The organism is Geoalkalibacter subterraneus (assembly GCF_000827125.1).
GTDB lineage: Bacteria > Desulfobacterota > Desulfuromonadia > Desulfuromonadales > Geoalkalibacteraceae > Geoalkalibacter_A > Geoalkalibacter_A subterraneus.
The window spans coordinates 161143-187420 of sequence record NZ_CP010312.1 but is presented as its reverse complement, the minus strand read 5'-3'; the positions used below and the strand labels follow the sequence as shown (position 1 = coordinate 187420).

31 protein-coding genes and 1 pseudogene are annotated in these 26278 nt (G+C 48.9%); 6 read left to right on the top strand and 26 right to left on the bottom strand.

The genetic code is table 11. The annotated features are described in order from the left end of the window. Positions 1 to 3: 3 nt before the first annotated feature. The 11 genes and pseudogenes from GSUB_RS20140 to GSUB_RS17350 all read right to left on the bottom strand — a co-directional run bounded on the left by GSUB_RS20140 (position 4) and on the right by GSUB_RS17350 (position 9398). Positions 4 to 177 (bottom strand): EAL domain-containing protein, encoded by a 174-nt coding sequence (locus GSUB_RS20140; RefSeq protein ID WP_353740404.1) that lies wholly within the window; start codon positions 175 to 177, stop codon positions 4 to 6. 816 nt (positions 178 to 993) lie between these two features. Beyond that, a complete protein-coding gene (locus GSUB_RS17390; protein ID WP_435051174.1) occupies positions 994 to 1995 on the bottom strand; it encodes a DNA-methyltransferase in 1002 nt (333 codons plus the stop codon). Positions 1996 to 2055: 60 nt separating this feature from the next. After that, the gene (locus GSUB_RS17385) at positions 2056 to 2808 is read right to left on the bottom strand and encodes a nuclease-related domain-containing protein (protein WP_040202908.1); all 753 of its coding nucleotides are present in this window, start codon (positions 2806 to 2808) and stop codon (positions 2056 to 2058) included. A 225-nt stretch (positions 2809 to 3033) separates the two neighbouring features. Further along, entirely contained in the window at positions 3034 to 4614 is a 1581-nt protein-coding gene (locus tag GSUB_RS17380; protein ID WP_040202907.1) for an Eco57I restriction-modification methylase domain-containing protein, read from the bottom strand. Continuing rightward, positions 4611 to 4745, bottom strand: a pseudogene (locus tag GSUB_RS18885) (XamI family restriction endonuclease); the annotation flags it as partial. The gene GSUB_RS17380 and the pseudogene GSUB_RS18885, both read right to left, overlap by 4 nt. A 66-nt stretch (positions 4746 to 4811) precedes the next feature. Then, the gene (locus tag GSUB_RS17375) at positions 4812 to 6035 is read right to left on the bottom strand and encodes an AAA family ATPase (protein WP_040202905.1); all 1224 of its coding nucleotides are present in this window, start codon (positions 6033 to 6035) and stop codon (positions 4812 to 4814) included. Between the two features lie 201 nt (positions 6036 to 6236). Then, the gene (locus GSUB_RS17370) at positions 6237 to 6818 is read right to left on the bottom strand and encodes a helix-turn-helix domain-containing protein (protein WP_040202904.1); all 582 of its coding nucleotides are present in this window, start codon (positions 6816 to 6818) and stop codon (positions 6237 to 6239) included. Between the two features lie 11 nt (positions 6819 to 6829). Further along, entirely contained in the window at positions 6830 to 7201 is a 372-nt protein-coding gene (locus tag GSUB_RS17365; protein ID WP_144402117.1) for a hypothetical protein, read from the bottom strand. Beyond that, entirely contained in the window at positions 7171 to 7929 is a 759-nt protein-coding gene (gene thyX, locus GSUB_RS17360) for an FAD-dependent thymidylate synthase (RefSeq protein ID WP_052465129.1), read from the bottom strand. Before thyX ends, GSUB_RS17365 begins: the two co-directional genes overlap by 31 nt. 52 nt (positions 7930 to 7981) lie before the next feature. Next, positions 7982 to 8608 carry a nucleoside triphosphate pyrophosphohydrolase family protein gene (locus GSUB_RS18360; RefSeq protein WP_052465128.1) on the bottom strand — a complete coding sequence of 209 codons (627 nt, stop codon included), beginning with the start codon at positions 8606 to 8608 and terminating at the stop codon, positions 7982 to 7984. A 91-nt stretch (positions 8609 to 8699) separates the two neighbouring features. Then, entirely contained in the window at positions 8700 to 9398 is a 699-nt protein-coding gene (locus tag GSUB_RS17350; protein WP_052465127.1) for a GGDEF domain-containing protein, read from the bottom strand. A 192-nt stretch (positions 9399 to 9590) separates the two neighbouring features. Here GSUB_RS17350 and GSUB_RS19520 point away from each other — a divergent pair, with 192 nt between their 5' ends. The 4 genes from GSUB_RS19520 (at position 9591) to GSUB_RS17325 (ending at position 12228) form a co-directional block, all read left to right on the top strand. Beyond that, complete coding sequence (locus tag GSUB_RS19520) at positions 9591 to 9992, top strand: hypothetical protein (protein WP_158414136.1); 402 nt, start codon at positions 9591 to 9593, stop codon at positions 9990 to 9992. Between the two features lie 266 nt (positions 9993 to 10258). After that, positions 10259 to 11098 (top strand): AcrVA2 family anti-CRISPR protein, encoded by an 840-nt coding sequence (locus GSUB_RS17340; protein WP_052465126.1) that lies wholly within the window; start codon positions 10259 to 10261, stop codon positions 11096 to 11098. Positions 11099 to 11297: 199 nt separating this feature from the next. Next, the gene (locus GSUB_RS17335) at positions 11298 to 11684 is read left to right on the top strand and encodes a hypothetical protein (protein WP_040202899.1); all 387 of its coding nucleotides are present in this window, start codon (positions 11298 to 11300) and stop codon (positions 11682 to 11684) included. Between the two features lie 196 nt (positions 11685 to 11880). Continuing rightward, complete coding sequence (locus tag GSUB_RS17325) at positions 11881 to 12228, top strand: hypothetical protein (protein WP_040202897.1); 348 nt, start codon at positions 11881 to 11883, stop codon at positions 12226 to 12228. Between the two features lie 119 nt (positions 12229 to 12347). Here the strand turns inward: GSUB_RS17325 and GSUB_RS17320 are convergent, their stop codons facing one another. The 11 genes from GSUB_RS17320 to GSUB_RS17270 form a co-directional block, all read right to left on the bottom strand. Continuing rightward, the gene (locus tag GSUB_RS17320) at positions 12348 to 12920 is read right to left on the bottom strand and encodes a hypothetical protein (protein WP_040202895.1); all 573 of its coding nucleotides are present in this window, start codon (positions 12918 to 12920) and stop codon (positions 12348 to 12350) included. A 60-nt stretch (positions 12921 to 12980) separates the two neighbouring features. Continuing rightward, positions 12981 to 13919, bottom strand: coding sequence for an SPFH domain-containing protein (locus tag GSUB_RS17315; RefSeq protein ID WP_040202893.1), 939 nt, complete (start codon positions 13917 to 13919; stop codon positions 12981 to 12983). Positions 13920 to 13922: 3 nt separating this feature from the next. Next, entirely contained in the window at positions 13923 to 14405 is a 483-nt protein-coding gene (locus GSUB_RS17310) for an NfeD family protein (protein WP_040202892.1), read from the bottom strand. Between the two features lie 328 nt (positions 14406 to 14733). Beyond that, entirely contained in the window at positions 14734 to 14943 is a 210-nt protein-coding gene (locus GSUB_RS17305) for a hypothetical protein (RefSeq protein WP_040202890.1), read from the bottom strand. A 23-nt stretch (positions 14944 to 14966) separates the two neighbouring features. Next, positions 14967 to 15371 carry a hypothetical protein gene (locus GSUB_RS17300; protein ID WP_040202888.1) on the bottom strand — a complete coding sequence of 135 codons (405 nt, stop codon included), beginning with the start codon at positions 15369 to 15371 and terminating at the stop codon, positions 14967 to 14969. 75 nt (positions 15372 to 15446) lie between these two features. Continuing rightward, on the bottom strand, positions 15447 to 15833 hold the full coding sequence (locus GSUB_RS17295) for a hypothetical protein (protein WP_040202887.1): 387 nt from the start codon (positions 15831 to 15833) through the stop codon (positions 15447 to 15449). 130 nt (positions 15834 to 15963) lie between these two features. Beyond that, positions 15964 to 17112 (bottom strand): hypothetical protein, encoded by a 1149-nt coding sequence (locus GSUB_RS17290; protein ID WP_040202885.1) that lies wholly within the window; start codon positions 17110 to 17112, stop codon positions 15964 to 15966. 217 nt (positions 17113 to 17329) lie between these two features. Further along, entirely contained in the window at positions 17330 to 18031 is a 702-nt protein-coding gene (locus GSUB_RS17285; RefSeq protein ID WP_144402114.1) for an ATP-grasp domain-containing protein, read from the bottom strand. A gap of 19 nt (positions 18032 to 18050) precedes the next feature. Beyond that, positions 18051 to 18386, bottom strand: a complete 336-nt coding sequence (locus GSUB_RS17280; RefSeq protein ID WP_040202883.1) for a DUF6166 domain-containing protein — start codon at positions 18384 to 18386, stop codon at positions 18051 to 18053. Between the two features lie 105 nt (positions 18387 to 18491). Beyond that, a complete protein-coding gene (locus GSUB_RS17275; protein ID WP_040202882.1) occupies positions 18492 to 18866 on the bottom strand; it encodes a hypothetical protein in 375 nt (124 codons plus the stop codon). Between the two features lie 15 nt (positions 18867 to 18881). Beyond that, positions 18882 to 19481, bottom strand: a complete 600-nt coding sequence (locus tag GSUB_RS17270; protein ID WP_040202881.1) for a hypothetical protein — start codon at positions 19479 to 19481, stop codon at positions 18882 to 18884. 167 nt (positions 19482 to 19648) lie between these two features. Here GSUB_RS17270 and trfA point away from each other — a divergent pair, with 167 nt between their 5' ends. Then, a complete protein-coding gene (trfA, locus tag GSUB_RS17265) occupies positions 19649 to 20524 on the top strand; it encodes a plasmid replication initiator TrfA (protein ID WP_040202879.1) in 876 nt (291 codons plus the stop codon). Positions 20525 to 20565: 41 nt separating this feature from the next. Here the strand turns inward: trfA and tnpA are convergent, their stop codons facing one another. After that, the gene (gene tnpA, locus GSUB_RS17260) at positions 20566 to 20973 is read right to left on the bottom strand and encodes an IS200/IS605 family transposase (RefSeq protein ID WP_040202852.1); all 408 of its coding nucleotides are present in this window, start codon (positions 20971 to 20973) and stop codon (positions 20566 to 20568) included. 23 nt (positions 20974 to 20996) lie between these two features. On the opposite strand from tnpA, the gene GSUB_RS17255 reads away from it, so the two are divergent. Next, positions 20997 to 22151, top strand: a complete 1155-nt coding sequence (locus tag GSUB_RS17255) for an RNA-guided endonuclease InsQ/TnpB family protein (protein WP_040203022.1) — start codon at positions 20997 to 20999, stop codon at positions 22149 to 22151. A 737-nt stretch (positions 22152 to 22888) separates the two neighbouring features. On the opposite strand, the gene GSUB_RS17250 is transcribed toward GSUB_RS17255, so the two are convergent. The 3 genes from GSUB_RS17250 to csf4 all read right to left on the bottom strand — a co-directional run bounded on the left by GSUB_RS17250 (position 22889) and on the right by csf4 (position 26196). Beyond that, positions 22889 to 23545, bottom strand: coding sequence for a hypothetical protein (locus GSUB_RS17250; protein WP_040202877.1), 657 nt, complete (start codon positions 23543 to 23545; stop codon positions 22889 to 22891). A gap of 9 nt (positions 23546 to 23554) precedes the next feature. After that, positions 23555 to 24169, bottom strand: coding sequence for a hypothetical protein (locus GSUB_RS17245; protein WP_144402113.1), 615 nt, complete (start codon positions 24167 to 24169; stop codon positions 23555 to 23557). A 131-nt stretch (positions 24170 to 24300) separates the two neighbouring features. Continuing rightward, positions 24301 to 26196 (bottom strand): type IV CRISPR-associated DEAD/DEAH-box helicase Csf4, encoded by a 1896-nt coding sequence (csf4, locus tag GSUB_RS17240; protein ID WP_084212247.1) that lies wholly within the window; start codon positions 26194 to 26196, stop codon positions 24301 to 24303. Positions 26197 to 26278 lie beyond the last annotated feature (82 nt).

The following is a 26278-nucleotide window of genomic DNA, read 5'->3' as shown; positions in this document are numbered from 1 at the left end:
GGGTCAGGAAAGGTTGTCGGTGGTAAACTGCAGGGAGGCAAGTGGGCGGCCAAAGTAACAACCTTGGAAATGGTCACACTGGCACTGCCGCAAGAAGGCAATCTGCTCCGGGGTCTCTACGCCTTCTGCCACCGAGACCATGCCCAGGCTGCGAGCAATGGAAGTAACGAATCGCACCGAATTCTGGCATCTGGCCGGCAAGCATGTTATCGATGTTTTCGGGTCCAAAGCGGAAGAAATGGGGAAAGTTTTCGAAAAAATCCATAAATAAGGCAGCAATTTGACCTTATTTAGGGGGCTGGCAATAAATTTTTCTGTTATAGTTGCACCATATTCACCTTTATGACATTGCGTTCGTAGAGGTTAGATCTTCTCGGTATTGCATCGAGGGATCAATTCTGTTCAGGCATTGCGCCCTGATCAGAGCGGTTCCTTGAAAGCCTTGCGCTTTTAAGGAACATAAGAGGTAGCTGGCCTCTTAAAAGCAACCAGCATAAGGTTGCTCAGTGAAAACTGGGCAACTAGAAAAGCTCAGGGTGTCGGTCCAGTGAACCCCATGGGCATGGGAAGTAGCGGCACGATGCCGAAGCCGATCCGCTGAAACGCGGGCGCATTCTTATGCAGTAGGCTGCCCTCCCCCTGAGTCGCGCCGGATTCGCCACCCGGCCGTATCGCACGGCGCTGTCCGATGGCACACACGGACAGGCACTGCCGGATAGCAGGATTTTTGTCAATCCTGGATTGCCGCCGGTATCCAGCCCCTACGAAAGGGCAAGCAATCTGCCCTATGCACCACTATCGCCGGGTGTAGTGGTGATGAAACCTGTTTGAAGGTGACATAGCCCGGTCACTTAATGACCCCAGAACAACTAAAAAGGGGAACGATCATGGTTGATTTGACTGTCATCTAAGAGTAGGCCGCCCAACGACCAAGCTCACCGGCGGCAATGGAGCGCAGCGGAATTGCCGCCGGTGCAGCGCCTTGTTGTGCGGTTACTCTGTGCCGTATGATGTTTCTAACTCCCTGATCATTAAATCCATCTGAACAGGTTCCTTCGTATACGTATTGATTGAATCTGTAGCCTTTTTTGCAATTGCTACCGATTTTTCCTCTTTCTCAATACCAATATATTGCCTTCCTTCACTAATGGCTGCCACCGCAGTTGTTCCACTTCCCATAAAACAATCAAGAACAATCTCCCCTGGTTCGGTAAAAATCTTTATCGCTCTTCTCGGAAGCTCAACTGGAAATTTCGAATCGTGATCTGCGTTGCTACGAACAGATGGTATTTCCCATACACCTCTTGAACCCCAATTTACCCATTCTTCCTTTGTTAATCTTGAACGATCAACCTTAGTAATCCCCGGCTTCCAAAAAATATACAGATATTCAGACTCGTCCACAGAGCGATAGGATATGGTATGCCACCGTGAATTTTCCCATGTTGCATCTTTTACCCATATCCTACGATCATACAAATAGAATCCAGCGGATAAAGCTGCTTCTTCTATTAACCCTCCAACTAAGAAAACTCTGGTTTGCGATTGGTATTTTCCACCTCTGATGTTATTTCCGTTAAGCCTTCTATCAATAGTTTGTTCACTACATCCGAAGTGCTCAGCGAGTTTGTATCTGTTCCAGTCAGGATGTTTTTTCTTGACTGCCAATATATCTTCCTTGGAAAGCGAAATTTTTCTTCGGGAGATGTTTTCCGCCATAATTTTGGGCATACCTTCATCCCTAAAGCATAAAATATCTGCAATATTGATCGCCAAAAATCCACCAGGCTTGATAATTGGAAAGTGCAAAGCAATAACATCTCTTAATAGTTTTTTCCAATCATCAAATGACAAATCTTTTTCATATTCTTTTCCAACGAAATAAGGCGGAGACCATATACTTAAAGCAATTGAATTTTTCTCAATTCTATTTAATAGATTTCTGGAGTCTCCGTGGTAAATTTCGTTAGGAGTAAGCGGATTGAACATATTTATGACCGCCATTCGCCCATACACTCCGAGCGGCGCTTTTGGTTGTCCGAGTGCATGTGATTGTTATGTGCCATTTATGATTCCTCTGCATTGAGGAAACTTTGTACAACCCCAGAATTTCTTACCGACATTTTGACCTTTCTTGGCTTCCCGCAGAACCATTGCACTACCGCATTTTGGGCAACTCGGGACATTGCTATTTTCTTTTTCGGCCACGATATTTTTTACGTGCCTAACATGCTCGCGATTTGTTTTAAATGATGAAGTGAGCCTTCCCTGCTCTATTTGTTTCACGATTTCTATTACTTGTGACTCGCTTAGAACTGGCGTTTTCTTTGATTTGATATACCTCGCATAGCCACCGCCATAGGTCACATTTTCTGGCATTTCTGTTTTAAATGTGCTGTCACCTACAAAAACAATCACAGAATGTACTTGCTGCTCATTTAGGCCCAACAATGACTCAAGGGTTTTTACATGCTTATAGTTCTGATGCAATGGATTCTGAAATTTGTTTGAATGTTTATAAATCTTCTGAGTCCATGTTTTCTGGTTGGGGCTCCCAAATATCCAGCCTTTCATGTTTTTTGTTTCAACAACGAAAACGCCAAATTCAGAAACGATGATGTGATCTATCTGTGTGCTTCCATCTTCTGTTGGTAGGGTTACGTTCTTGATCAAATGGTATTTTTCTTTATCCAGTAAAAACTTTGCTGATAAATTGACGTTAAACTCGCCAACAACACCTTTGAACCAAGGTGATTTAAGATGCCAAAGCGCACTGACTATTTGACTGACGATTTGTGAAAAACCCATTCTACGATCTCGCTTTATTCATATAACATAGATTAGATAGCCGATTAGCCGTGTTACAACACGTCTAGTCGGTCGTGAAAATCCGAAAAAGCCCCTAATAAAAATAGGATGGCGATGATGGCAGCAAATATCCAAATTTCTTGGCTTGGGTGGTTTTCTACCTTGTCATTGGATTGCTAACATCCGCGAATCAGGTTCGCAGGGCCTAAGATTCAACGTCGTGGCCTAAATGACAGCTTTCTCGAACAGGCTAAGCTGTCTGTGAAGTGCCCCAATTTCTGGAATGCGTGCGATGAGGCCTTCAGCCGGGAAGCCTCTGAGTTCCTTAGGTTCCAACTTGTGAAGTCCACCACCATAGACGCGGCCATGTGAAAGCAACTCGTCCACCTTAATTCCATTCAAGAACTTCCAGACCGTGCGCATTATCTCTGGATCCTTTGCAGCTGCATGTGCGAGGAGCGGTTTGGGATAGAGCATCAGATATCCATTACATGCTGTCGCTTGAGAGTGATTAAGAATAAAGCGAAAAGGCTTAGATCCTTTCCTGCTCCGGCCCATGTAGGTACAGATAATAGGTGCAGCAGGCCGGTTTTCTTGGGCATACCACGGACGACGTGATCGGCAAAGATACCGCTCTGCAACGGGCCTTTCACCTTTCCTGCCGGTGTCGAGATAGGCTTTGAGCGTGGGATAGCGTTGCGCTATATCGTTTTCCGAGAGACTGGTGTGGAGTAAAAAAAATTGCATGTCGATTAGCGGCAGCCCGTCCTTATCGGCCTTAATCTCGTCACTTGGAATATAACGTGATCCTGGCAGGACTGGCCTGAAGCACTCCATCGGTAAATTGTAAGCCTCTATCTTTTTTCGGTCCATGATGAAGAAGCTGTTATCTCCAGTTGCGAGACCGCGCTTGATATCGAACAGATCTCCAAGTGTGATCTCAACTCGTATGGTGGCTTTATCGGCTTGGGGGTAACGGGTCCATTTACCTTCATGCGCGAGTTCAGAGGCTAGAACTTTGCGCGAAAGAGCAGGTTCTGTCAGCGTGCCGCCATACGAGAAAATTACGTCGTGATTTGAGGGAGGTGGCGCGTTTTTGAACCAGACGACTGCCGACGACACAAGCGCATCAGTAAACTGAACGTCTTCTGGATCAAAGCGGTGAACTTGCAGGAGGGTTACCTTGTCAAGCAGGTAGGATTTGAGCATTTTACCGTAGTTTACGCCCATGAATTCACTTGGAACAAGCCATCCAGCGATACCATCCTGCTCCATCCATTTGTGCGAGAGCCCCATGAAGTAGCAGTAAAGCCCTGACAGGCCATTGATTTTTACACCACAAGCTTTTTCCGTGCGACACTGTAGGTCGGCCTTCTTGGCAGCGTCCATGTGGTGGTGTCGGACATAAGGCGGATTGCAAATTAGCAGGTTAGCCTTAAGCCGCTCTTCTGGCTCGGCTTGGGTAAAGTCCTCTAGCCGGATATTTAATTTTGTGCCTTTCCAAAAGGCTTTGGCGGGTTTTCCATAGTGTGGGTCAATTTCGAAGCCGGCGGCACTCTCGATCCTCTCGGCGACTACAACAGCGCGCAAGGCTGAATAGAAAGAACCGGTCCCAATGCCAGGGTCAAAGAATCTGATCTTCTCGCTGGCGGGCAAAAGGCGGACTCCATGAGTAAGGATCTCTCTAGCAAGCGTGGTTGGGGTCGCGAACTGCCCCATGTGATTACGGTCCTCGGGGGTTTTGCCGCCATCAAGTTTAGCTTGGAGCGCAAGGCGTTTTTTTTCAATTTTGTTAATTTCTGTCATAGATCGAACTCTAGAAAGTCTTCAATTCGATGTTCCCAAACCCAATCAATGCCTTCGGCGGCCTCGTAACCGAGATAGCCGCTATCGAAGTAACCGCACAGGAACAAAATGAATTCGATTTTATGGCCATAGTTTATTCAAGAGAGAGTTCATAAAGGATTGAGCATCGGCGTCGGCGGCATAGAGGAGCAAATCCTTCATTCAAGTACCCCCGCCGCAAACACAATTCCCAGATCAGGCGCACCATCCCAGTCCTTCAACATGGGGTGATTAGCTCCTGCAATGATATGCGCACCGTCGGCATCACGGCTAAAGCAAAGCAGAGGTTCAATGCCACACTGCTGTACGACAAATAGTGAATGGGTTGCCAGTAACATCTGAGAACCCGGCACTGTTGAAAGTGAGCGCAGGATGATTTCCAATGCCTTCGGATGCACGCCGTTTTCCGGTTCTTCAACCATGTAAATGGCAGGCTCCGGGGGCAAGAATGCTGGCAAAGTCAATGCAAGCATTCTCAATGTGCCATCCGATAGCACCCAGCTTGGAGCATCAAGGCCGTTTTCATAACGGAGCATAAGATATTCGGCATTATCCGCCTGTCTCCGTGCCCAACCGATGTTTATCAGATCAGGCAACGCATAACGTAAATGCTCAGCCCAGTTAGAAACCGGAGTCCCAGCCTCAGCCCAGTAAGGCCCCAAACCACCATTGGCGCCAAGAAGACGACCAACGACACGTGCCAGATTGGTTCCATCCAGCTCTAAATCGGTTGGACGAGTGGATGGGCACGGTAAACGCATCGCCGGGCTATTGAGTTGAATGTATCGAACACCTTGCATCAAGAATCGCCGCACGGCATTCGCTGTCGGATAGCGCTCCTCATCCGGTGGTGTGAGAGCGAGTGTCAATTTGTCCAGCCCAAAATTAAACGAGTCTTGGTAGGTTCCTTTCTCGCGTGTATAAAAGTCTGTTCCTTTTGAAGTTTTGCCCAATAACCGCTTAGGCGTTACATTACGGCTGAACTCGATTGTTTTACCGCTCGGAAGCCAGCTTTTGGAATATCGTTGAAGCAGCTCATTTTCTACACAAACACCTAGTTTCTGATCCTGTTTGATGCCAAGCCGGTAATTGACCAAACTTTCAGCCAGTGCTGACAGCTGATCCGAAAGATCAAGCCATAGTTCAACTTCAATCGCTCCGCCCTGACGCATCCAGGTAAGGTCATTAAAATCTGCTATATGGCGAGACTCAACGGCCATGGCAGGACTTTGCGCCAAGCAATCACGAACAAAGTCTATAGCATCAAGAAATGTTGTTTTCCCAACGCCATTCGGTCCAACCAACACATGAAATCGCGATAGTGGGAGATTCGTAATTTTTTGAATACCCTTAAAGTTTTTAATGGAGATACCAACGATCATTATTCGCCTCCCATTCTTGTTACCGCCTGGTCGTACCACATGAGCAGTTTGGGATCTTCTTCCAGGACCTTGTTGGGGATCTTGTCGGCCACGGCGACGATGACGGCGTAGTCGCGTTCCTGCCAGGCGGGGCATCGCCTGGAAGGGGAGGCTGCCGCCGTCGATCCTTGGAATCCCGCTCACTTCAGGGCTGGGAGGATGTCAACTCTCCTTGTTCTGTTGCACAATTTGGGCGGCCGCCGCAAGCGTTTTGAGCAAATTGGGCGCCCCTATCAAGACCTCCATGGTCTCATAAGGCATAAAACCGGCGAGAAGCAGATACTCCGTAGGGTTTTGCCCCAGCGTGCGGGCCAGCAAAAAGATCTGTTCTCGGGTAATCGGGTGCTCAGCTTCAAGAATGTCCTCAAACGCATCGACGGAAACTCCCAGATTCTCAGCAATTTCCTCAAACGGAACCACATAGGTGTCCAAGTCTTTTTTGACGCGCTTGAGAAAGTGGGGATTGGGATATTCTCCGCGAGCAAAAAGCCCTTGGGCCTGGGGGTAACGAAAGACGATGATACGTTGCAACAGCGATTCAAAAATCTTTCGGCGCTGTATTTCGGTTTGGCCGTAGATTTTGGAGAGTTTTTCGGCAATCTCGGGAGCGGGACATTTATGCCCCTTTTCTATTTGACTCAGGTACGAAGCTGAGATGCCCAGGAGTTGGGCCAGATCGGTGATTGATCTGGCCGGCTGTTCCTGCGTGCGCAGCTTGTGTATCAATTCCCCGAGTTCTGACATAGAGTGACTCATCATTCTTCCTGAAAATCTTCTTCGTGCTGCATTTGGGTGTCTGTTTTCGGATGAGCCTGAGCTAGGAGCTGTTCGATATCGGCACCGATTTTTTTGAAGAAAGCCGATTGTTCCTCGACCACCTCTTGTCTGAAAATAATGCCGTGTTTTTCCCGGCGCTCGTAAGCGACCTTGAGGGTGTCCTGGTACAAGGGGAGGATTTTTCGCTCAACAGCCTGGTCTTCAAGGTTTATTTTCTGGTTGCGTTTGTCGATCCAGATTTTGTCGCGGGCCAGTGTGTACCCTTCCCAGGAATTTAGGTTACACCCTTTGGCAGCGGCGGCTTTGCATTCTTCCCAGGTCATCTCCCAAAGCTTTTCGCGTAAAAACATTTTCCCTCCTTTTTCCAATTTCTGGCGTATTTTTCTTTGACCTGCGCTGCTTGGCCGCAGGTTTTTGACCCTTCGGGACAAGCAGAATGCAAGCATGGCGGCCCTGCGTAACTGAAAATTGTCGGAGCTTCTGGGTGGACAATTTCAAGCATCTTCTCGGCAAGGGCGCGAATCTCCCATTGAGCTCTGTTGCAGCAGCGCAGATTGAAAAAATGCAGAAGTTCTCTGGCATTCATGGTCAAGACCATCTTGGTCTCCGCGGCATTGGGCAGAACAAAACGTGCGTCTTCGGCCGGCACGCCCGCATTTCGCATCGCTCGATAATACGCCCAGGCAGATTCCATCGCCTGCTTGTATCGTTGCTGCTGGCCGGCATCAATAACGCTTTGCGGAACGATATAATCATCAGCCTGTGCCGAGGCGTCGACATAGCGCTGCGATTGCTGCGAGAAACTTGCCAGTCGGTGTCGGACAAGCTGATGGCTGCAGGCGCGGCTGATGCCCTCAACCCCAAAGGTGAAACTGATATGCTCAAGGACACTGAAATGGCCGAGTTCCATGATTTTTTGCAGGAAGGATACATGGTCGCTTTCCTTGAATTTAGCGACAAGCCCGGCAATATCTGAATCCGAGTAGCAAAGCCTTGCAGCTGCAGCGACAGTTTTTTCCGGATCCGGCGAGTAGGCCAGAAGCGTGACGGCTGATTGGGAAGGTTGCTGGGGATTCAAAATTTAAGACCTTTCTTGTTGAGATTTTTAGGTTTTAGCTTGGTGTGAACTTTTATTTTACGCAGCGAAACAAGCTGGCCTTTGCGCTGAAGCCATCAGGGTAGCGCTCCTGGAGCTTTTCGGCGTTAAACACAAGGGCTTGAGTGAAATCGAGATTTAGATCAAGGCATAAAATCTGAACGCGAACCAAAACATCGTAGATACCCATGCGGACCAGCATTTTATTGTTGCTGGTTGGGATTTGAGCTGCTTTTTTCGCGTCCCTGGATAGGCTTATGCAGCGCGCAACAGTTTCCTGGGCCCATTCTCCGACATCCATGGGTTCGGAGGTTTTTGAGATGGAGTCAAGATCTGCGATTGTGTTGATATCAATCCCCAACTCGGTTGCGATTGCAGACAGATACCAAAGGGTGTCTCCTATCTCGGTCAGGATTTTTTTGTAACTTTGGTCCAGGGGGTGGTCGTGAAACAAAACTTTCTTAAGACAATCGAGGACCTCTGCGCTTTCCCCAACCAAGCCAATCGTCCATTCTTCCATGGCTGAGAGTCGCATAGTGCGGGTGCTTAGGCGCTGGAAATAATAAAGACAAAGTGAGATGTCCTTAGAATGAGAAGCGACATTAAGGCCCAGAGCGAGGGAGGGGTAATCGAAAATTTCCTGAAGAGCTGTCGTTTCCATAGGGAGAGATCCTTTGCTTATTTCTTTCATCATAAATCCAGACTATTATACACTTTATTTAATTTATTGTCAATTTTTTATATATACAATATCAGGCTATTCTTTTAACAGCCTTATCCATATAGGTTACGGTATTGCGGCCTGATTTTTTTAACAGATATAAAGCTCGATCGGCGCGTTCCACCATCTGCGCCTCATCTTCAAGGGTATGTAAAAAGGAGCTGGCGCCGATGCTGACGGTTAGGCGAATGTCATGATGACGGTGGTCTTGCCCCTCGCTCAGCATGGGTCTGTCGGAGATCCACTGACGAAGCCTTTCGGCCAGAATTTTCGCCCCTTGAGCGTTTGTGTAGGGAAGAAGGACCAAAAGCTCTTCTCCCCCATATCTAAACACCAGGTCGAAATCTCGAACGCTTCCCTTTACTGTCTGGGCAATATTTTTAAGGACCTGATCGCCCACGAGGTGGCCATAGGTATCGTTGATTTTTTTGAAGTGATCAGCATCGATCAAAAGAACGGACAGATGGAGATTATAGCGGCGGATCTTGGCAGCTTCCTGTCGCAAGCAGACATCCATATAGCGGACATAGCGACGGTTGTCGGCCCCTGTCAGGGGGTTTGTGATGACTTCGTGTTCAAGGCGGCAGAGTCTGGAGATGTCTTTTGTGATACGAGCAGAGAGGTAGCAGATAACCAGGACGAAAATGACGCCGAAGAAAAAAAGCAGAATGAGAGTGCTTAAAAAAAGCCCGCTGCCAATTGCAATCAGAAGATCGGCCAGAATCGCCACGATCAAAAATCCTTCCGTGAAAAGCGAATTTGCTCTCAATGATAGGTCGACACTATTCGATCTTTGACAGGATACATTTCTCTGAAGAAGTTAAAGGTGGCGAATAAAGCCTTTTTTTGACCTTATTCGAGACTTTTTTGTGTTTTCCTCTCATGCAAAAAGTGTTCAAACCTCAAGCAAAGAGAATATGGGATGGTTTTCGGGGCACTTGGCCGTTTTATGGTTTCTCGCCCGGTCGATATAGTTTCGCAGCCGTTTTCTCATCGCATTCTCCATGGTGTGAGACCATGTGGCCGCATTCTTTTTGGCCCAGCACCAGGCACCGTATTCTTTGTCGAGACGTGTGCCGCCTTGATGGTCTCCCAGGATGTGGCCGATCTCGTGCAAAGCAATTGCATAGGTGATAGAACTTTTAACCGGGCGGATTGCGATGCGGCGCTTTTTTCTCCAAGCCCTGCCGCCGCTGGAATGGGAGCAGACCTCGATGCGATGTTTGTCGCACAAAGACTCTATGTGTTTTTGCATTTCCTGGACGTTTTTCATTGCATGTCCTTTCTTGTTTTTATTTTTATTTTATCTTTATTTTTTATTTAGGTCAACATACTTTATTATTGACTTTGTTTATGTGGGACGGTATGGTGGTGAAAGATATTGTCGGGTGTAAAAGTTTTTCTTAAGCCGCCAAACCGCCAACCCTTAAAATCATCGTGAATTTTATGTCGACAAATGAAGTTCCCAGACCTCTGAAGTACCTTCGTGAGTTGGGGCACAAATATCCGCATGCCTGGAAGCAGGCCCAGAGCTTTTGGCAAGACAGAGGGAAAGATCTTCCGGACTGGCCTCGGTGGTGTTTTCTGCCTATGGGAGGTTGGCATGCCATTGTGGGCGGTGGTCAAGAAGTTCCTCTTGAGAGAACCGCCGACATCGGCCGGCTGGCTGCGCTTGGTGCCTGGAGATATAGCCAGGGGATCTACCGCTTTCATCCAGAAATCTATGAGGCTTTATGCGGAACGGAGATTTCCGGGGATCTGCCTGCTGATGTCTTGTTGCGACTGCCTGAGTGGTGCGTCTACATCGAGACGCCGGGACTTTGTTTTGGGGATGAGCAGATGTTTGGCTTCTTTGCCCATCTTGAGCACGATTCAAACAGCGGCCGCAAAGAGCTTCGGATCGTCATCGATGTTCAAAGCGGTCTTTTTGGGTTCCCCCTTCACCTTGGCAGGTGGAGTGTCGAGGAGGCCATCAGGCGCAGTCTCTGCGAAGCCCAGAGTCAGGCTCAACGCCTCAATCATGAAGGTAAAGAGATGTTTGAGGATCCTTTTGCGCCGAAGAGGATGGCGCCTTTTTTCTCCTCGATGATTTCCCTTCTTCTTTATCTTTGCTCGGACGAGCCACAGATCGATGATGCGCGACAGCCCGGCACCAGCCCCGCCTACCCTCGCGCCAAAAAAGTTAAAGGGGGTATGAAACTGTTTGCCCCGCCCTCTTCTCGAACCTGGAATGTGGGATTTGCTGCAGGAGAGCAGATCGTTCAAGCTCGCACAAGGGCACGCAGCGGATCTGAGCGCCAAGGGCCGCGGCCCCACCTGCGCCGCGCTCACTGGCATGGATATTGGAAAGGGCCTCGCACGGGAGAGCGCACGTTTCACTACAAATGGCTTGCGCCCGTTTTTGTTGCAGCAGAGAACGCACAGTCTTGAAAATATTTGTGAAAAGATGGTATCCGCAGATTGGAGAGTTCTATCCGGTACATGCTGACCACGGCGGACGAGGACCAGGAGATCGACTACGGGGCGGACCTGTCAACACTGCTAAAAATTAAACCCCTTCTTGCTTGTTATATATTTTTTCTTGACTTTTTGTTTACGTTTTTGTAATATTTAGCAAAAAGGAGGTTATATGAAAAGAGCATCGGATTTAAGTACCGCGGAGAAGGAGGCGCTGATCGACAAGATTCAGCAGAATCTCTACCTGGAAGCAACCGAAAAGGGTTTTTTCTTCAACCGCGACAAAGAGTGGAATTCAGATACGCTTGATTGCATTTCCCAAGCGATTAACGAAGCCGGTCTTTGCCCGCCTGATGGTGAAGAGATTGAATTCAAACCGTTGGAGCGGCCAGCCGGCCAAGTGAGGCTGACACTTGATGTCCTCTACGACCTTCAGGGCGAAGATATCGAATATCTGCGGCAAAGGCTTCAAGATGCCATCTTTACCGAGATCGGAAACGGGGCGTTGACCGGGGACAGTCCGGCCGAAGTGGAATCCTACGAAATTTCAGTGGAGTGATCCTGAATGCTAAGAAATAGTGGGGCAGTCAATGAAGGTGAGTTCGAGGAGTTTGCGCGGGACCATATCGAGCATTTTGGTGCTATTCCTCTGGAATTTGAGGATAGCTGTGGTATTGAAATTTCGGCCGCTCAGTGCTGGAGCCTTGCTCAAGGACTTGGCCTTCTAGGCCTGCTTCCGGCAAAGGAGGGCTGTCTTGCGTGAGAATTGCTGTTACTTTGATTCTGTGGCCGAGAGCATGCCGACTTTAGATTTTGTCGACAGTCTCTTGGATGGGATCAGCGATAACAATGCCCTGCAGGTATTAGGAAAGGTTGTTATTGAAAAGACCGAAGGTGTTTTTTGGCTTACGCACCTTGGGCCTGCGTTGCGACGATCAAAACTGAGCAGGCATGAAGTGATTGCGGAGATCTGCGAGGTCTATTTTGCCAGCATAAAAAGTGGCGAGGAGCAGATCTTGCGGCAAAGACTTCTTGATGGCAAGCCGATCCCCGCCCAGGCTTTTTTTGACCATCCGAATTTGGTTAAGGAGTTTTCGAGGTAGCGATTTATAGGGCACTTGGAATTCAGCGTTGATCCGCAAAGTGTTTTGACAATCCGAATACGCAAAAAGCCCGGCGAAAGATCGTCGGGCTTTTTGCGTGAGATTTTAAATTGAGAGGATCAACTAAACCCTAAATCGTTACAAAGTCGAACAGCGAAGGTTCTTATTTCCCCCTCGCTTGTAAAGGCATGGCACCACAAAACCGGTTTATCTCCTTTTGACAGATGCAATTCAAGGCGATGCTTTCTTTTTGTAAAAGAATGCCAGTTCACTTTCTTCACATCATCGAAGCTATAAAGGGTCCCACCCCAATAGATTTGGCGGTTCTTTTTGTCAACAACTATGCTCCCGGCTCCCGTGTAAGAAACTTCAAGCTTTCCCTCTTTGATCAGTTTCTTTATTTTGTTGTAGCGACTCATTTCAAGAGGGGCTGAGAGAATACCGAAAAAAGAAACGAGTGCCCAGAAACCAAAGATGAGAGTACCGCCCAGAATAAAAAAGATCTTTGAATCATCGAACCAGTAGAGAGCCCCCGTGACGACCGAGGCCAGAAAGAAAATTTTCGCTGACATTTTAAGATTTGCTTTTAAGGGATGCCCTCCCAGGGCTTCGATGCTTTTCTCTTCCGGAGTCATCTCTTTTGGCGGCATTTGTTCAGGATGAACCTCGCGCTCGTTGTATTCTGCTTCCATAAAACCTCCTTTTGTTTTTTTGAAGTAGTTAGGGCCCTGGTTCCCCAGAGCCCTAAGTTTTTAGGCAGTTTTCTTGTCAGACTGAGACAGCTTGCTCATAGCGCTCATGGCCGTTGAAACCATCGATGCGATATCGGCGGTATTGCTGGGAAGGATCAGGGTGTTCGATTCTTTGGCCAGTTTCCCGAACTCACCCACGTACTGCTCGGCTACACGCAGGTTGGCCGCCTGCTGTCCGCCTTCGGCCTGCAGTTCTTTGGCGATGGCCCGCAGGCCTTCAGCTGTGGCATTGGCAATCTGTAAAATCTCCTGGGCCCGGCCTTCTGCCTCGTTGATCCGGCGCTGCTTCTCCCCTTCCGATCGCAAGATGGCGTCCTGACGATGCCCTTCGGCCAGGTTGATCGTGCTTTGACGCTCACCTTCAGAGCGAGCAATCTCGGCGCGCTTTTGCCGCACCGCTGTCATTTGAGCTTCCATGGCTTGTTTGACCGAGACCGGAGGAATGATGTCTTTGACTTCGTAGCGCAAGACCTTGCACCCCCAGGTCAAGGCCGCTTTGTCGATTTCTTCAACGACCTTGGCATTGATATGTTCACGCTCCTCAAATGTTTTATCCAGATCAATGCGACCAATACATGATCGAAGAGTCGTTTGTGCAAGTTGACTTGCCGCAAGTTCATAATCATTTATTCCATAAGCGGCAGCTTTACTATCTACGACCTGCAAATATAAGAGCCCGTCAATGTCCACCGTAACATTGTCCTTCGTTATGCAGGTCTGACTTGGGATATCTGTGACCTTTTCTTTAAGACTATACTTGTATGCGACCTTATCCAAAAAAGGCACAAGAACGTGAAACCCTGCGCCAAGAACACGACTGAATTTTCCAAGACGCTCAATCACGTATTCACTTTTTTGAGGTACAATAACTGCCGTTTTAAGCAGAATAATAACAATAAATACTGTAAGTAATCCAACTGCAATCAATGTTTCGTTCATCTTTTAATCTCCTTGGTTTGATTTAGATTGTGCCACTTTGACACGAAAGATCTGTTTTGAGCTTTTTTCATATCCCAGGATCTCAACCAGAGTCCCGGTTTCTATGTCTTGGTCGGAAACTGCATACCAGTCGGTTCCTCGGTAGCGAATGCGTCCTTTGAGGTTGGGGCCAATAGGGGTGACCGCGGTGACAATCTCGCCCTTGGGGTTGTCGCCAGCGCCCAAATCGGCGTCTTGATGCGACTCTCCGCGGAAAATCTTTGTCATCTTGCCGCGCAGCAGAAAAAGCGACGAGAGGGAGAAGGTGAGAAAAATAACCATTTGGGTCGAAAGTTCCGGCTGCCATATCCATAAAACGATGGAAGTCAGAAGACAGCCGGCCGCGAAAAAAATCAAGATGAAGCCGGGGGCAACCAGTTCGAGAAAAGCCAGGCCAATGCCTGCCGCAAACCAGATGACCCAGGCAGAGATAAGGGAGTCGTTCATAAAAACCTCGCTACAAGAAAGGAGTATTCGTCAAATTTTCCTTTTAAACAAAAAACATGATATTTTAATCTTATTTTTATGTCAATTTTTTTTATTCAAAACAACATAAAATATGCCTTTAATTGTGGATTCTAGACAAAAACTTGCCGGCCTTCTTTGCGTGACGGGCCGGCAGCGCCAGATCGGTGTATAGGAGGCTTGACCGCTGAAGGAGGGGACCACGGTCAATGGGCAGCAAAGATTGCCCTCAGAATGATTGTTAAAAATTTATCATATTGCACTTTATTTGGTCAATCTGATTGATTCTCTTTTCAGACATCCCACGAGGTCAGCCCACTTTTTCTATGCTGCCGTTTTTGTCGGTATACCACCCAGGCAGGGTGCGCATATTCTGGTTGACCGCAAAAAGAAGATCAGGCTTTGGGTCGGTGCGAATCAAGCAGTAGTTTGAGCCGCGAGGGCCTTTGGCGACATAGGCGGCAAGCTCGCTTGGGCTGGGTTTCCAATCCAGATGGCTGAGGTCTTTTTTCGAGGACATTGGCTATTTCCTGTTTTGCCGGGCTATTCTTGTTCTTCCTGCATGAAAAATCCTCCGCTGTAGGGGCACACAGAGGGTTCGTTGTTGATTAGGTCCAACATAAAGACGCCGCTTTCTCCAGCAGTCTCATGTCGAACCAGCTTGGCTTCGTCGTCTCGCTCGTCTTCGCTGGCAAAGGGACCGATCAGGTCGGGCTCAACGTCATCCACGATTTCAAGAAGGTAGTACCTTGGAGCCTGGACGGCTTCCGAGAATTGTTGAAAGGCACTTTCTAGCTCGGCCAGCTCCTGCATACATCGATAGCCGTCGGTGCCGTTATCGAAGGGGCCACCGTCGTCGTTGAGGTCTTGATCGTTGATATGATCGAGCAAGTTTTCGCGAAACCGGCTTAGCCGGGATATAAGTTCTTGAAGCTCTTTGCTGTCCATCGTGTATAACTCCTCGGTGAAGTTTGAAGGCAAGAGTCTTTGCCTTGGCTTCGCCGGACAAAGACTCTTGCAGAACTATTTAAGATAGCGCCGGACATAGCTCGGAGGGCACTTGTAGCTTTTTCCTTCTTGGTCCTTGAGACTGATGCAGTTTTTCGGGGCCCGCGGATTAATCCCCGCAACAGTCATGGTTTTACCTCCACCTTCGGTAAAGGATCGTCCAAACCAAGACGGATCGCAGTCAAGAAGGGGCGCCATTTGTTCAAACTCCTTTTTAGCCTTTTCTTCGGCTGCAGCCGGCACCTTGAAGGAAATTTTCAAGCCAAACTCTGCATCGTCAAAGCTTCCCTTGCCCTGCTCAACGCTCAGCCCGAATTGTTGCGCAACCTTCTCAAGAGCCTTCATGGCTTCTTCGGAAACCTTTTGACAAACAACCCGATTCATCTTTTCAATGTTTTGCATCAACAACCTCCTTTGTTTTATAAGTAAATTATAGTTTATATTTATTTTTTTGTCAATCTTTTTTATTTTTTATATTAAACTAAAAACCCGCCGAAAAAGTTCCCAGCGGGTTTTTATATACAACTCCTGATCAGTAGGCTTCAAGCATGATAAACACGCGGCCTTTTCCGAGTTCCGGCGCATAGGCCGGATCGTCTTTCTCCGGCGGATCGAATTTAAACGGAATATTGTCGCCCAACTCGACCTGGTAGGACGCTGTGCGCACGGTAATGGACCCGCTATCCTGGGCCTGTACTTCGAGTTTGACCTGGTTGGTGCCGACCTCTGCCGTCTCCGAAGCGGGAATGCTCACAGACGGGCTACTGGACCAGTCGCTAAGCAGCGTGTATCCGCTGCCCGAATCGTGCCAGAAGCGGTAAGTGTAGATGCCTGGGCCTTCTACCGACGCCTGAGCTGTTGTGGCAGTGTCCTGGTAAACCGGGCCATCTATGGAGAGGCTTGCTGCGGTTGGGGAGTCGCTAACCAAAACATCGAAAGTTTTGACGACTTCGACATAATCTGAAGCTAGTTTATTTCTCAATCTAGCAGTAATTGTGTATGTCCCCGGATCGGCGTGTAGTAAAAGAGCAGTTCGATACTGCATTAATTCTATGCGCTCCCAGTAGTCAAAGCTGCCTGCGATCTTTTCTCCTGTTGGGCTTCTTGTCTCGTAGGAAAATTCGTAATAATAAACATTTTCTCCGCCAGCCTCCCCGGTAAATACGACGTCAGCAAATTTCACCATGTATTCTGGGTAGGTATCCACCTGCATTGAGGGATTTGTCTTGTCGAAGCCGAAATCAAATACGGTCGGCAGCGGAGCAGGAAGGATTTCAAAGGTTTTTGTTGCTTCGATATACTCAGTGTCCAGAGCCCCCTTGTTTTTCACGCGAACCCTGACGGAGTGCATCCCAGGAGCATTTTGTGTCCATATAAAGAGGACAGTCTCTCCTTCGAGGTATCTGCCGTCTCTCCATGTGCTACTTCCGTAAACCAAGTTTCCTGATGAATCAAAAGTTTCTACAGTATACTCATAAAGGGAAAGATATTCCCCCGCCTCGCCTTCAACCACAACATTAGCGAGCTGCAGCCGGTACTCAGAAGATATGTTGGTCTGCGTCACCGGCAGCTCTTGATTGAAACCAAAATCCAGAGAGGTCGGCGGCGCTGCTGCCAGCACCCCTTGCGCCAGAAGCAAAACGCTTCCAATCATTGTTAATAAAATCAAAATCCTCTTCATTGTTTCCTCCTTTTTATGGTCTTGATAAGACAGGATCGTGAGTGTTGAAGATAAAATTTTAAGTGCCTATCAATTTTACTCTTCAGGGTAGCGTGATTTTCAGGAGGAAAACCTGTTGAAAAAGGGCTTTTTTCTGTCCTATTTAAAGAAAAACTTGAAAGCAATACAGGAGGGTTGGGGTCGCGAGGGGAAGGAATAGTGAGGAGTTTGCGGCAAATTACTGCTGTAGGGGTTGGATAAAAGATGAAATCTGACTGACAACTTCGCTCGGGAGCAGCAAACCGTTTAAGGGCGCCAGCCCTGGCGCAATGTTGAAATCGATGGCATAGAGCTTTTTTCCTGCACGAATAAAATCAACAGCGAAAAGAGGATCGTTTATTTCGTGGGGCCGGCCCGGCTTTTCTTCGCAAAGGATTTCGCAGTCTCCCTCTCCGGCATTGCTTCTCCAGTCGTCTTGCGACCAGTACCGAAGCCACCAACGGCGCTGACCTACCTGCAGATATCTCAGCGAGACACTGCCCCGGCCGGCCACTGATGGAATGAATTCGCTGGCGTAAGTATCGGGGTAGAGATCCAGGGCTTTGCCGGCGGATATTTTCTGTTTTCCTTCTCCGCAATGAGCCTGTTCGTCGTGGTAGATCACAACATCTACGGCCTGATCAAGAAAACGCCTCTGAAGGTCCTTGGGCCAATCTTCACAATCATGAGTAAGGGCAGATACGAGATCTTCAACCAGGCCATGGCGCGGGGTGCGAAGACCTAATTTCTGCAGAAAGGCAAACATTTGCCTGCGAGACATCCCGGCGGTAGAGAGCCGCTCGAAGACCATCTGCCCTTGAAGGTCAAAAGCACAATCGTACCAGTCACGAAAGTCGCTTTTAAGTTGAAGGGTCTTTGCGGCCTGTTCAGATCTGCGCATATTTCTGCATTTGTCCAAGTCAAACCGCCAAAAGGTGCTGCTGGCTTCGTTGCTCACGGAGCCAGGCAGAGACATCCTTAGCCGGTAGAATCAGGTCCTGACAGGAATCAAAGGTTGAAATCACGTCGATCTTAAATTGTTGGTAAAGATCGAGAGCTTCTTCGGGTGTGGAAAAAAGAAGCAAAATCGCCAAGGCAAGTTGAGCCGGGCCGCTTCCGTGATAGCCCCAGGCAAACCCAGCCGGAGAGTGTCTGCGAAGAGCCAGAGAGGGTCCGGGTGAAATAAGATGACCTCGAACCCAAACCTGCCCGGTTCTCGTATCACCGTGGAAAATATCTTCTTTCATGATCTTCATCGAGCCTCCTTCGGGTATTTTCTTAACAATACCCTTGATCAAGACAATTTTTCACATTGAATGAACCCCAAAATTAATGCCTATTCGGACCAAAAACTTTTGTGGTCAACCTTTTTGTTTTCGTGGTCGCCAGCAAAACACCGATGCTATGCGCTGCCGCCAGGTTCTGCGAGAAAACATCTGTCCTTGGCGCCAACTGTTATTGATCATGGTTTCAAAGCGCCCATCGGCGCGAATGCGGATGATAAAAGGAGTCAAGGTACGACATTGGTGGCAGATGCCTATGGCCCGGAAGATGGCGATGTCCTTGAAGTGGGTATTGATGTGGCCGCGAAAATTTTGAGGCTCTATGCTTTTTTGGCACTTGGCGCAGTCACCTTCAAGTGCCGTTAACGTAAAATCGGTTGAATCAAAATGTAAAGGCAGCTGAGAGTCGATGCGCTGGCTTTGCAGTAAGGTTTCTATTTCTTCACGCTTCAATATTTTGCTCCTTTGTTAGAACCATGCGCCAATCTGAGTCGGGGGAAGGCGCAATGACGCAAGCGGATTATCGCTTTCCAATTTGGAAGAGAGCATATCCTGATCCTGCGGCCAGAATTTGTTGTAAAAGTCTTGAAGGTCGACCAGCTTATGCTGGGGGTCGGAAATGGACAGTGCTTTTTCGGCTTTTTTTAAAATCGCGGATTCTCCGACTGCGATCTTGTCGTCAAAAAGAGCCTTCGTGAGCGCATTTTTGCCGCATTCAGGACATTGGTAGCGATACCAGAGGTAGCGAGAGCGGCGCTGGCGTGGATATTCCAGGTCAACATCAAGAAGAATCTTTTGATTTATTTGGACAAAAGATATCGCGCAACGACATTGATGCCAGACCTCTCGCAAAGCCTTTTGTTTAAGCCGTGAAGCGGGAGGGAGGAGATGAAAAACAGCGAATTCAAGCCGAAAGAAGTACGCGGGGAGTCCGTTTTGCGTAAAAATGGCGACCACCAACGGCTCACCCTGCTCGCTTATTGGCACAGTACGCCACTTTTTGCGGTTTGCCAGATTCCGTAATTTGGCGGGAGTCATGGTTTCGGAAATTTCAGGTTTTTTTGGCATAACGTCTCCTTTGAAACAAATAAATAATAACATTTTTAAATATAAAGTCAAGTTTTTTAATATAGTTTGTTCGATCTGTGTCCTTAATGTTAATATCTAGTTTTTGTATCTTCCAGCCGAGAGATGAGCGGAATTTGTGTAACGGTTGATAGGGGGATAATACGGACATGACAAAACGAGGCGATGATTTGGATGATTTTTTGGAACAATCCACGCGCAGGATTCAGGAAATTCAGCGAAGTCGCCAAAAGGAGGAGGAGCAGATGGTTCTTCCCTTGCCTGACTGGCCGGCCAAGGTTATAGGGGTTCCGTCAACGGTTGTGCGATCAGCTCTTTTCGGCCTGGTCAAAAAGGGGGCTAGAAGATTTGTTAATCGTGAAAAAATTGCGTCCTGGGGAGGGGTGACAATCAGGTATACAGGGTCGATGCTTGACCAGGGAGATCTTGATGTCTGGATGCAAGCAATAAAGCGTTCCAAAAAGGACGGTCTGGGTAACAAGGTGCCCTGTTCTCTTTATAGCCTTTTGAGGGATATGGGGCGCAAAGGCCGTGGAAAAAGCGACCGGGAATGGTTGAAGTCTTCGGTGAATAGAATGGTTGCGTGCTCTGTTGAGATAGAGACGGAAGGGGCTGTTTATTCAGGAAATTTGATCAGAGAGTTTTTCTACGACAAGCATCAGGAGTGTTTTATATTTTCGGTCAATCCCCGCTTGGCCAAACTTTTCACTGATGATTATACGCAGATTCCCCTTGCGGTCAGGCAGCAACTGGGTTCCAATTTTTTGAAATGGCTCCATGCCTATATCTTGAGTCATAAGGCGACAGCTTCACATCCGCATTATATAAAAGTCGAAAATTTAAAGAACTTGAGCGGATCACAGAGAGAGACACGAAAATTCAAAGCGGATCTGAAACAAGCGTTGGAAGAAATGAAAAAAATGAACATCCTTGAGGAATACTGGTTCACTGAGTCCAATGTTTTGTATTTTGTCCGTAAAAAATCAGTCTTACTAGATTATGCAAATTTATCTGACGCACCGTAAAACCCGGTCAGTTCACGGCCGGGATATAAGGTGCCGGGCCGTCAGGCCCGTTGGTTCTCGATGTATTGACGGATAACACCCAGGGGCGCGCCGCCGCAGGACGCCGCGAAATAGGACGGCGACCAGAGCCCGCCCTTCCAGTAGTGCTGTTCGATCTCCGGGTGCCGCTTCCGCAGCAACCGCGAGGAGACCCCCTTCAGGCTGTTCACCAGTTTCGAGACGGGGACCGTGGGCGGATAGTTCACCAGCAGATGAACGTGATCCTTCTCCCCGTCCGTTTCGATCAGCTCCGCGCCGAAGTCGGCGCAGACGTTGGAGAAGACCTCCCGCATGGTGTCGTAATGAGACGGCGAGAAGATGCCGCGCCGGTATCTCGTGACAAAGACCAAATGCACATGAAGCTGAAAAACACAGCTTCTTCCATGTCGTAACTCGGTTGATGTATTCATAGACCAATGATATAATGATGTCCATGGCACGTCAAGCGTTCAAATATAAGCTCTATCACGCCGACCGGAACCGGCGTCTGGATCGGCAGCGGCGTATCGCCGGGCAGATATGGAACCACTGTATCGCCCTGCACAAACGGTATTACCGCCGCTACCGGAAGCATTTGAACCAGAAACGGCTCAAGTCCAGGATCGCCTATCTCCGCAATCACCTCCGCCCGGAATGGAAGAATCTGGGTTCCCAGGCGGTTCAGGACGTGATCGAACGGATCGAGCGGGGCTACGAACTGTTCTTCAAGGCGTGCCGGCTGCGGAAAGAAAAGAAGTCGAAACGGGTGGTGCGGCCGCCGTCTTTCCGCAAAAGCGTCAAGTACCGCTCCTTCACGTTGAAGCAGGCCGGGTGGAAACTCCTTTCTCCCGGCAAGGTACGAATCGGCGGGGCGGCCTATCGCTACCACGCCGGCCGCGACATCGACGGGACGATCAAGACCGTGACGATCTCTCGCGATGCCGTCGGCGACTTCTGGATCATCTTTTCCGTCGAAACGGACGAACCCTCTCCGAACCGAGCCGCGACAGGTCGAACTGCGGGCTTCGATTTCGGGCTGAAGAGGTTTCTTACCGGCTCCGACGAAACGACGGTCGAGATGCCCGAGCCGCTGAAATCGGAACTCAAGCGGGTTAAAAAAGCAAACCAGCGGCTATCCCGGAAACTGAAAAAGAGCGGCGGACGCAAAAAAGCCCGACTGTCCCTGGCGCGACTGCATCGGCAAATCGCCGACCGGCGGCGGGAATTTCACCATCAAACCGCCCGCGCCCTGTCCCGGAAATACGATGTGATCTGCATCGAGGATCTGAACCTGACCGGCATGAAATCCCTTTGGGGCCGGAAGGCCTCAGATCTGGGTTTTGCCCAGTTCGTCGACATTCTCGCCCATCATTGCCGGAAAAACGGCAGTCGGTTGGTCAAGATCGACCGTTTCTTCCCGAGCAGCAAGACCTGTTCAGTCTGCGGGCATGTCCACCGGGAGCTGTCGCTTCGGGACCGGACCTGGGAATGCCCGTCGTGCGGATCGCATCACGACCGGGACAAAAACGCTGCTATCAACATCGAGCGGGAAGGCCTGCGCCTGATCGCTCACCAGGCGGGGCATCGCCTGGAAGGGGAGGCCGCGTAAGACCAGCCTCGCAAGAGGCCGGCGGCAGCCGTTGATCCTTGGAATCCCGGTCTGTTCACGGCCGGGAGGATGTCAACTTGAGGCAAAGTTATTCACAGGAGGTAGGTTTTACAAAGGTTTTAAGATCGGTTTTAGACAGTGTTATGAAGGTCTAAATAGTTGAAACAAAATTCTTTTTCAAAAAACCTCCGTCCGTATTATCCCCCTACCCTGGTCCGCGCTATCCCTCTAAGAGTGACCGTGTTATCCCCCTACCCGTCCGCTTCATCCCCCGAACCTGTCCGTATTATCCCTCTATTGTGTCCGTGTTATCCCCTCCCCTGTCCGTATTATCCCCCTATAAATCTTTTTGGTTTGAAGTGACTGGACTTGCCGCGCTTTTTGATCGGTCTGAACCTCGAATCATGAGCACAGCCGCTTCCCACCAGCGCAAGCTTCTATGGCTCTGGCAGTTCCAGTATCCGTCTTCATCAGTCTCGAATCGGGCCTCTAAGATCCATTGGATTTCTCTGCAAGGTCCGCTTGACCTCCTCCTGGCTCTTAAAAACAGGGAAGGTCAAGCGGTTGTTTAACTCCAGTGTCCGTGTTATCCCCCTATTCACGGTGGGGGATAAAATTCTGTGTGACATTGGGATATCGAAAGACCCGTCCGTATTATCCCCCTATTTGTCTGTCGTTTCAATCTTTCACCTATTTTTCGCATAAGGACAATCTCTTTCTTTGTCGTAGTTGGACTTTTAGAACCATACAAAGGGAGCGCTGGGCAGGTTAAAGCTGATGGGCAGGTTACGACTTGGCTCAAACAGGTGGTCGACCGCACGGTGCCGTTTCCACGCTAACTCCAGCAGGCCGGAGTTCTGGTGAGTTTCGTCGTCTGCCCATGAGTGATTGCCCAGCCAGACCTTGGCGCAGGCGAAGATCTCTTTGCCCAAAATCTTTGGCGTAAAGTCTGGCGTATCGAGATCGACTGCTTCAATCCGGCCTTTTGCGCAACTGGGGCAAAAAGTGCTGAAATAAAGACATCGCCGGTCCATTGATTGGTTGGGACTGTGAAAATCGGCCCCGACCAAGATAGGCTTTTGCAAAATTGTATCTTTTAAATCCGTCCCACAACTGCAATAGCCTTTGGGGTTGAAGGTTCTTGCGGCAGCGAGCATGGCCTGAATCTTTGGCAGCTTTTCAAGACAGAGGTAGGTGTCCTGATCCGAGCGCTCGAAAGTGATGCGCATGTAGTAAGCCACGGGCGCTTCATGGTTGACTACGGCCAGAAAGGTGCGCTCTTTGGCGTCAGGCGTTTCTCCGAAGCGGTGCGTATCCAAGACATTCTCATCGGCGAAATTGATAATTTCGCGATAGGTATAGCGTTGACCAGGTTTGATGGGATGTTCTTTCATCAAATTCTCTTAGAACCAGACTCCGAGAGGATTGTCGACATTCAGATGTCCGGAAGCAAGTGCGTCTCCGTACTGCCAGAAAAGAGAGTTTTGATAGAAGGCAAAAAGTCTTTCAACCCGCTGCGGGTCTGCTTGCGGTGAGGGGTCTTTTTGTGAAAACTTGCGCCTTACAATGTCGATCAGGCTGGAGCCGGTTGCACGGCGCGTAATTTCAATGCCTGTCACAATTGTCTTTGAGCAATGGATACAGGGGCCTTTGACCCAGAGATAACGAGGCAGAGGGGTGTGGAGTTGTTGAAAATCGATGTCGGCAATATGCCGGGCGAAAGGCTTGATATTTGCTAACTCTTTTTGAGCAGAGCAGGTACAGCGGTCTTCAGGAAAAAGCAGCAGCTTCTGACGTGTGGTCTGCGATGCGCAGAGTTTGATTTTACCGGAAGACTTTAGCTGTTTTGTAGCGGCCAGCGTAACAGCGCCAAGATCATTGCGAAGGGCCCAGAACTCTGTGCCGCCCAGAACAACACTGCAGGAAGAGTGAGCTGTTTCCAGCAAGCGGTCAAATTCGTCGGGTGAGATAATATCACCCGGACGATATCTATTACATATTCTCTCATCCCTGTTCATGTATAAAATGTATCACATTTTTAAATAAAAAATCAAGAGATTTAATTTTAAATACTCTGCAAAGACATTTGCTTTTGATGAGTATTTAAAAGGAAATTTTGCCTGAGCCGCCCTGGCTTGAAGGAAAACGGCTAGCTTTTTTCCCTTTTGTCGTAGACCTCAAAAATATCTTTGAACATTTTGTAGAATTTTTGTTTTTGCGGCAGCCAGATTCGTCCATCAAAGACCCACAAATTTTTTGTCTGACATCCTTCTTTTCTAACCAGGCGCCCAATGCCCTGGCGCAGAGTAAAGGCTGCGTCGAATTTGCTGGCGCCGCGACCGGCCCCTACGCGACTGCCGCGGCCGGCAAAGGGGATGCGGGTAATAACCAGATCGCTTAAGGCGTCTCCTAAATCAAGCCCTGTCCATGCCTGTCCTGTTGCGACCCAGACGGGCTTTTTTCCTGCAGCGGTCAGCTTCTCGAATGTGCGCCTGGTATTGGCGAAGGGTTCGTTTTGTTTTTGGACAATCAGACGATCTCCCAGCGAAGAAAGCTTGCTTCCGATCTCCTCTGCCGTCTCGTAAGAGGTGGTGAGAACCAGGGTGGCTGATCTGGCGTCCTGGGCGATAAGAAGTGTCTGGGCCGCGAGTCTTGCGCACCACAGGTGGTGAGCTGTTTCGAAGTCATCGGCGCGGTTCTCATCAAACTCATTTTCCTGGGGCGGAAGCCATGGCATAGGGTTGCGAGGGCGGTGCAGCACAACCGGATCCGTCACCCAGGAAGGGATGATGGGTGGATGAATATCTAAGCGATCTTTGGGTAGCGCAAGCGTTTTGATAATATGGTCTGCACCGGCGCCGGGCAAAAAAAGCGTTGCCGAAACAATTGCCGCACCGCGTAGAGACGGTTGCTGCCAGATGGGGGAAAGGACGTGGTTGAGCGTGAAAGGTCCGCAGCAGAAAGTTGGATAGCGCCGCACGGGCGAGATATTGATGCTTAAGTTGTTTTTTTTCGAGATCAGCGCTGAAAGAACGTATTTGTAGTCAAGAAGTTCCTTGGAAGCCCCCTTATTTTTTCTGCCTTTAAGAATCGCGTCCAAAGCCTGGGCCATTTTTGAGAGATCCTTTAGAAACAGGTCGACTTCAGAGGGGACGACAAAATCTTTTTTATTCCATTCGTTGAAATAGATAAAAAAATTGGTTTTTTTTACTCTTTTGGCTCGGGCTATAATTTCGTCGCACAGACCAACAGCTCGGCAGCGATTGGCCTTGCTGCCGACTTGCTCACGAAGAAGTAGAGATTTAAGAGAAAAGGGAGAGAAGCATCGTGATTCCATGCTGGCAATTGCACTCTCGAAAAGATGAGCTTCATCGAGCATCAGGTAGGCATATTCAGGCAAAATTTCTGCCGAGGCCTCCCTGTTTTTTCTCAGTCGCTGATCACAGGCAAGCATAATGTGGGAGCAGAAAATAAGTTTTGCATCAAGTAAGCTTGCGCGCATCTGCTGATACATCTCTTCCGCTTCAGATTCCTCGTCATACTGTGACAGGGCAGCATCGGGGATGCTAAATCCTTCCGGGAGCCTGTGCACCAGGTCCTCAAGCAAAAACCCGATCTGTGGGTAAAGTCGCGACAGGGGGCCTCCGTCCTGCTGGTTTGTTGAGCGCGCACCGTCTTTAATCCACTGCAGGATCGGTGCAGATTCCTGCTCGGACATCTCTTTTTCCAAATAATCAATCACGCGACTCGGCTCAAAGAAGTTGGCTCGTCCCAGCGCAACCGCAACCCGGTGTCGAGACTTTGATTCTAGCGCATAAAGCTCGCCTAACATCTGTTGCAGGCCGCTGATGCTTGGACAGGAGATAACTACAGGCTGGTCGTGCTGATCGAGAAGGTCGAGCGCGGCCTGGACCATCGCACGGCTTTTGCCCATTCCTGTCGCACCCTCGTTTAGAGATATTCGCTCCTTGTCAAAAGAAGATATAAGGTTGTTATAGAACTTTTGTTGATGGGTACGAAAAGCCGGGGCTAAGGCATGAGTCATTGTTTTTCCTTATTTTTGTCTATTTTTCAAAGCCATAAGTTATTACAACTTATTGCAAACTGCAGACGAATCGGCGGATACG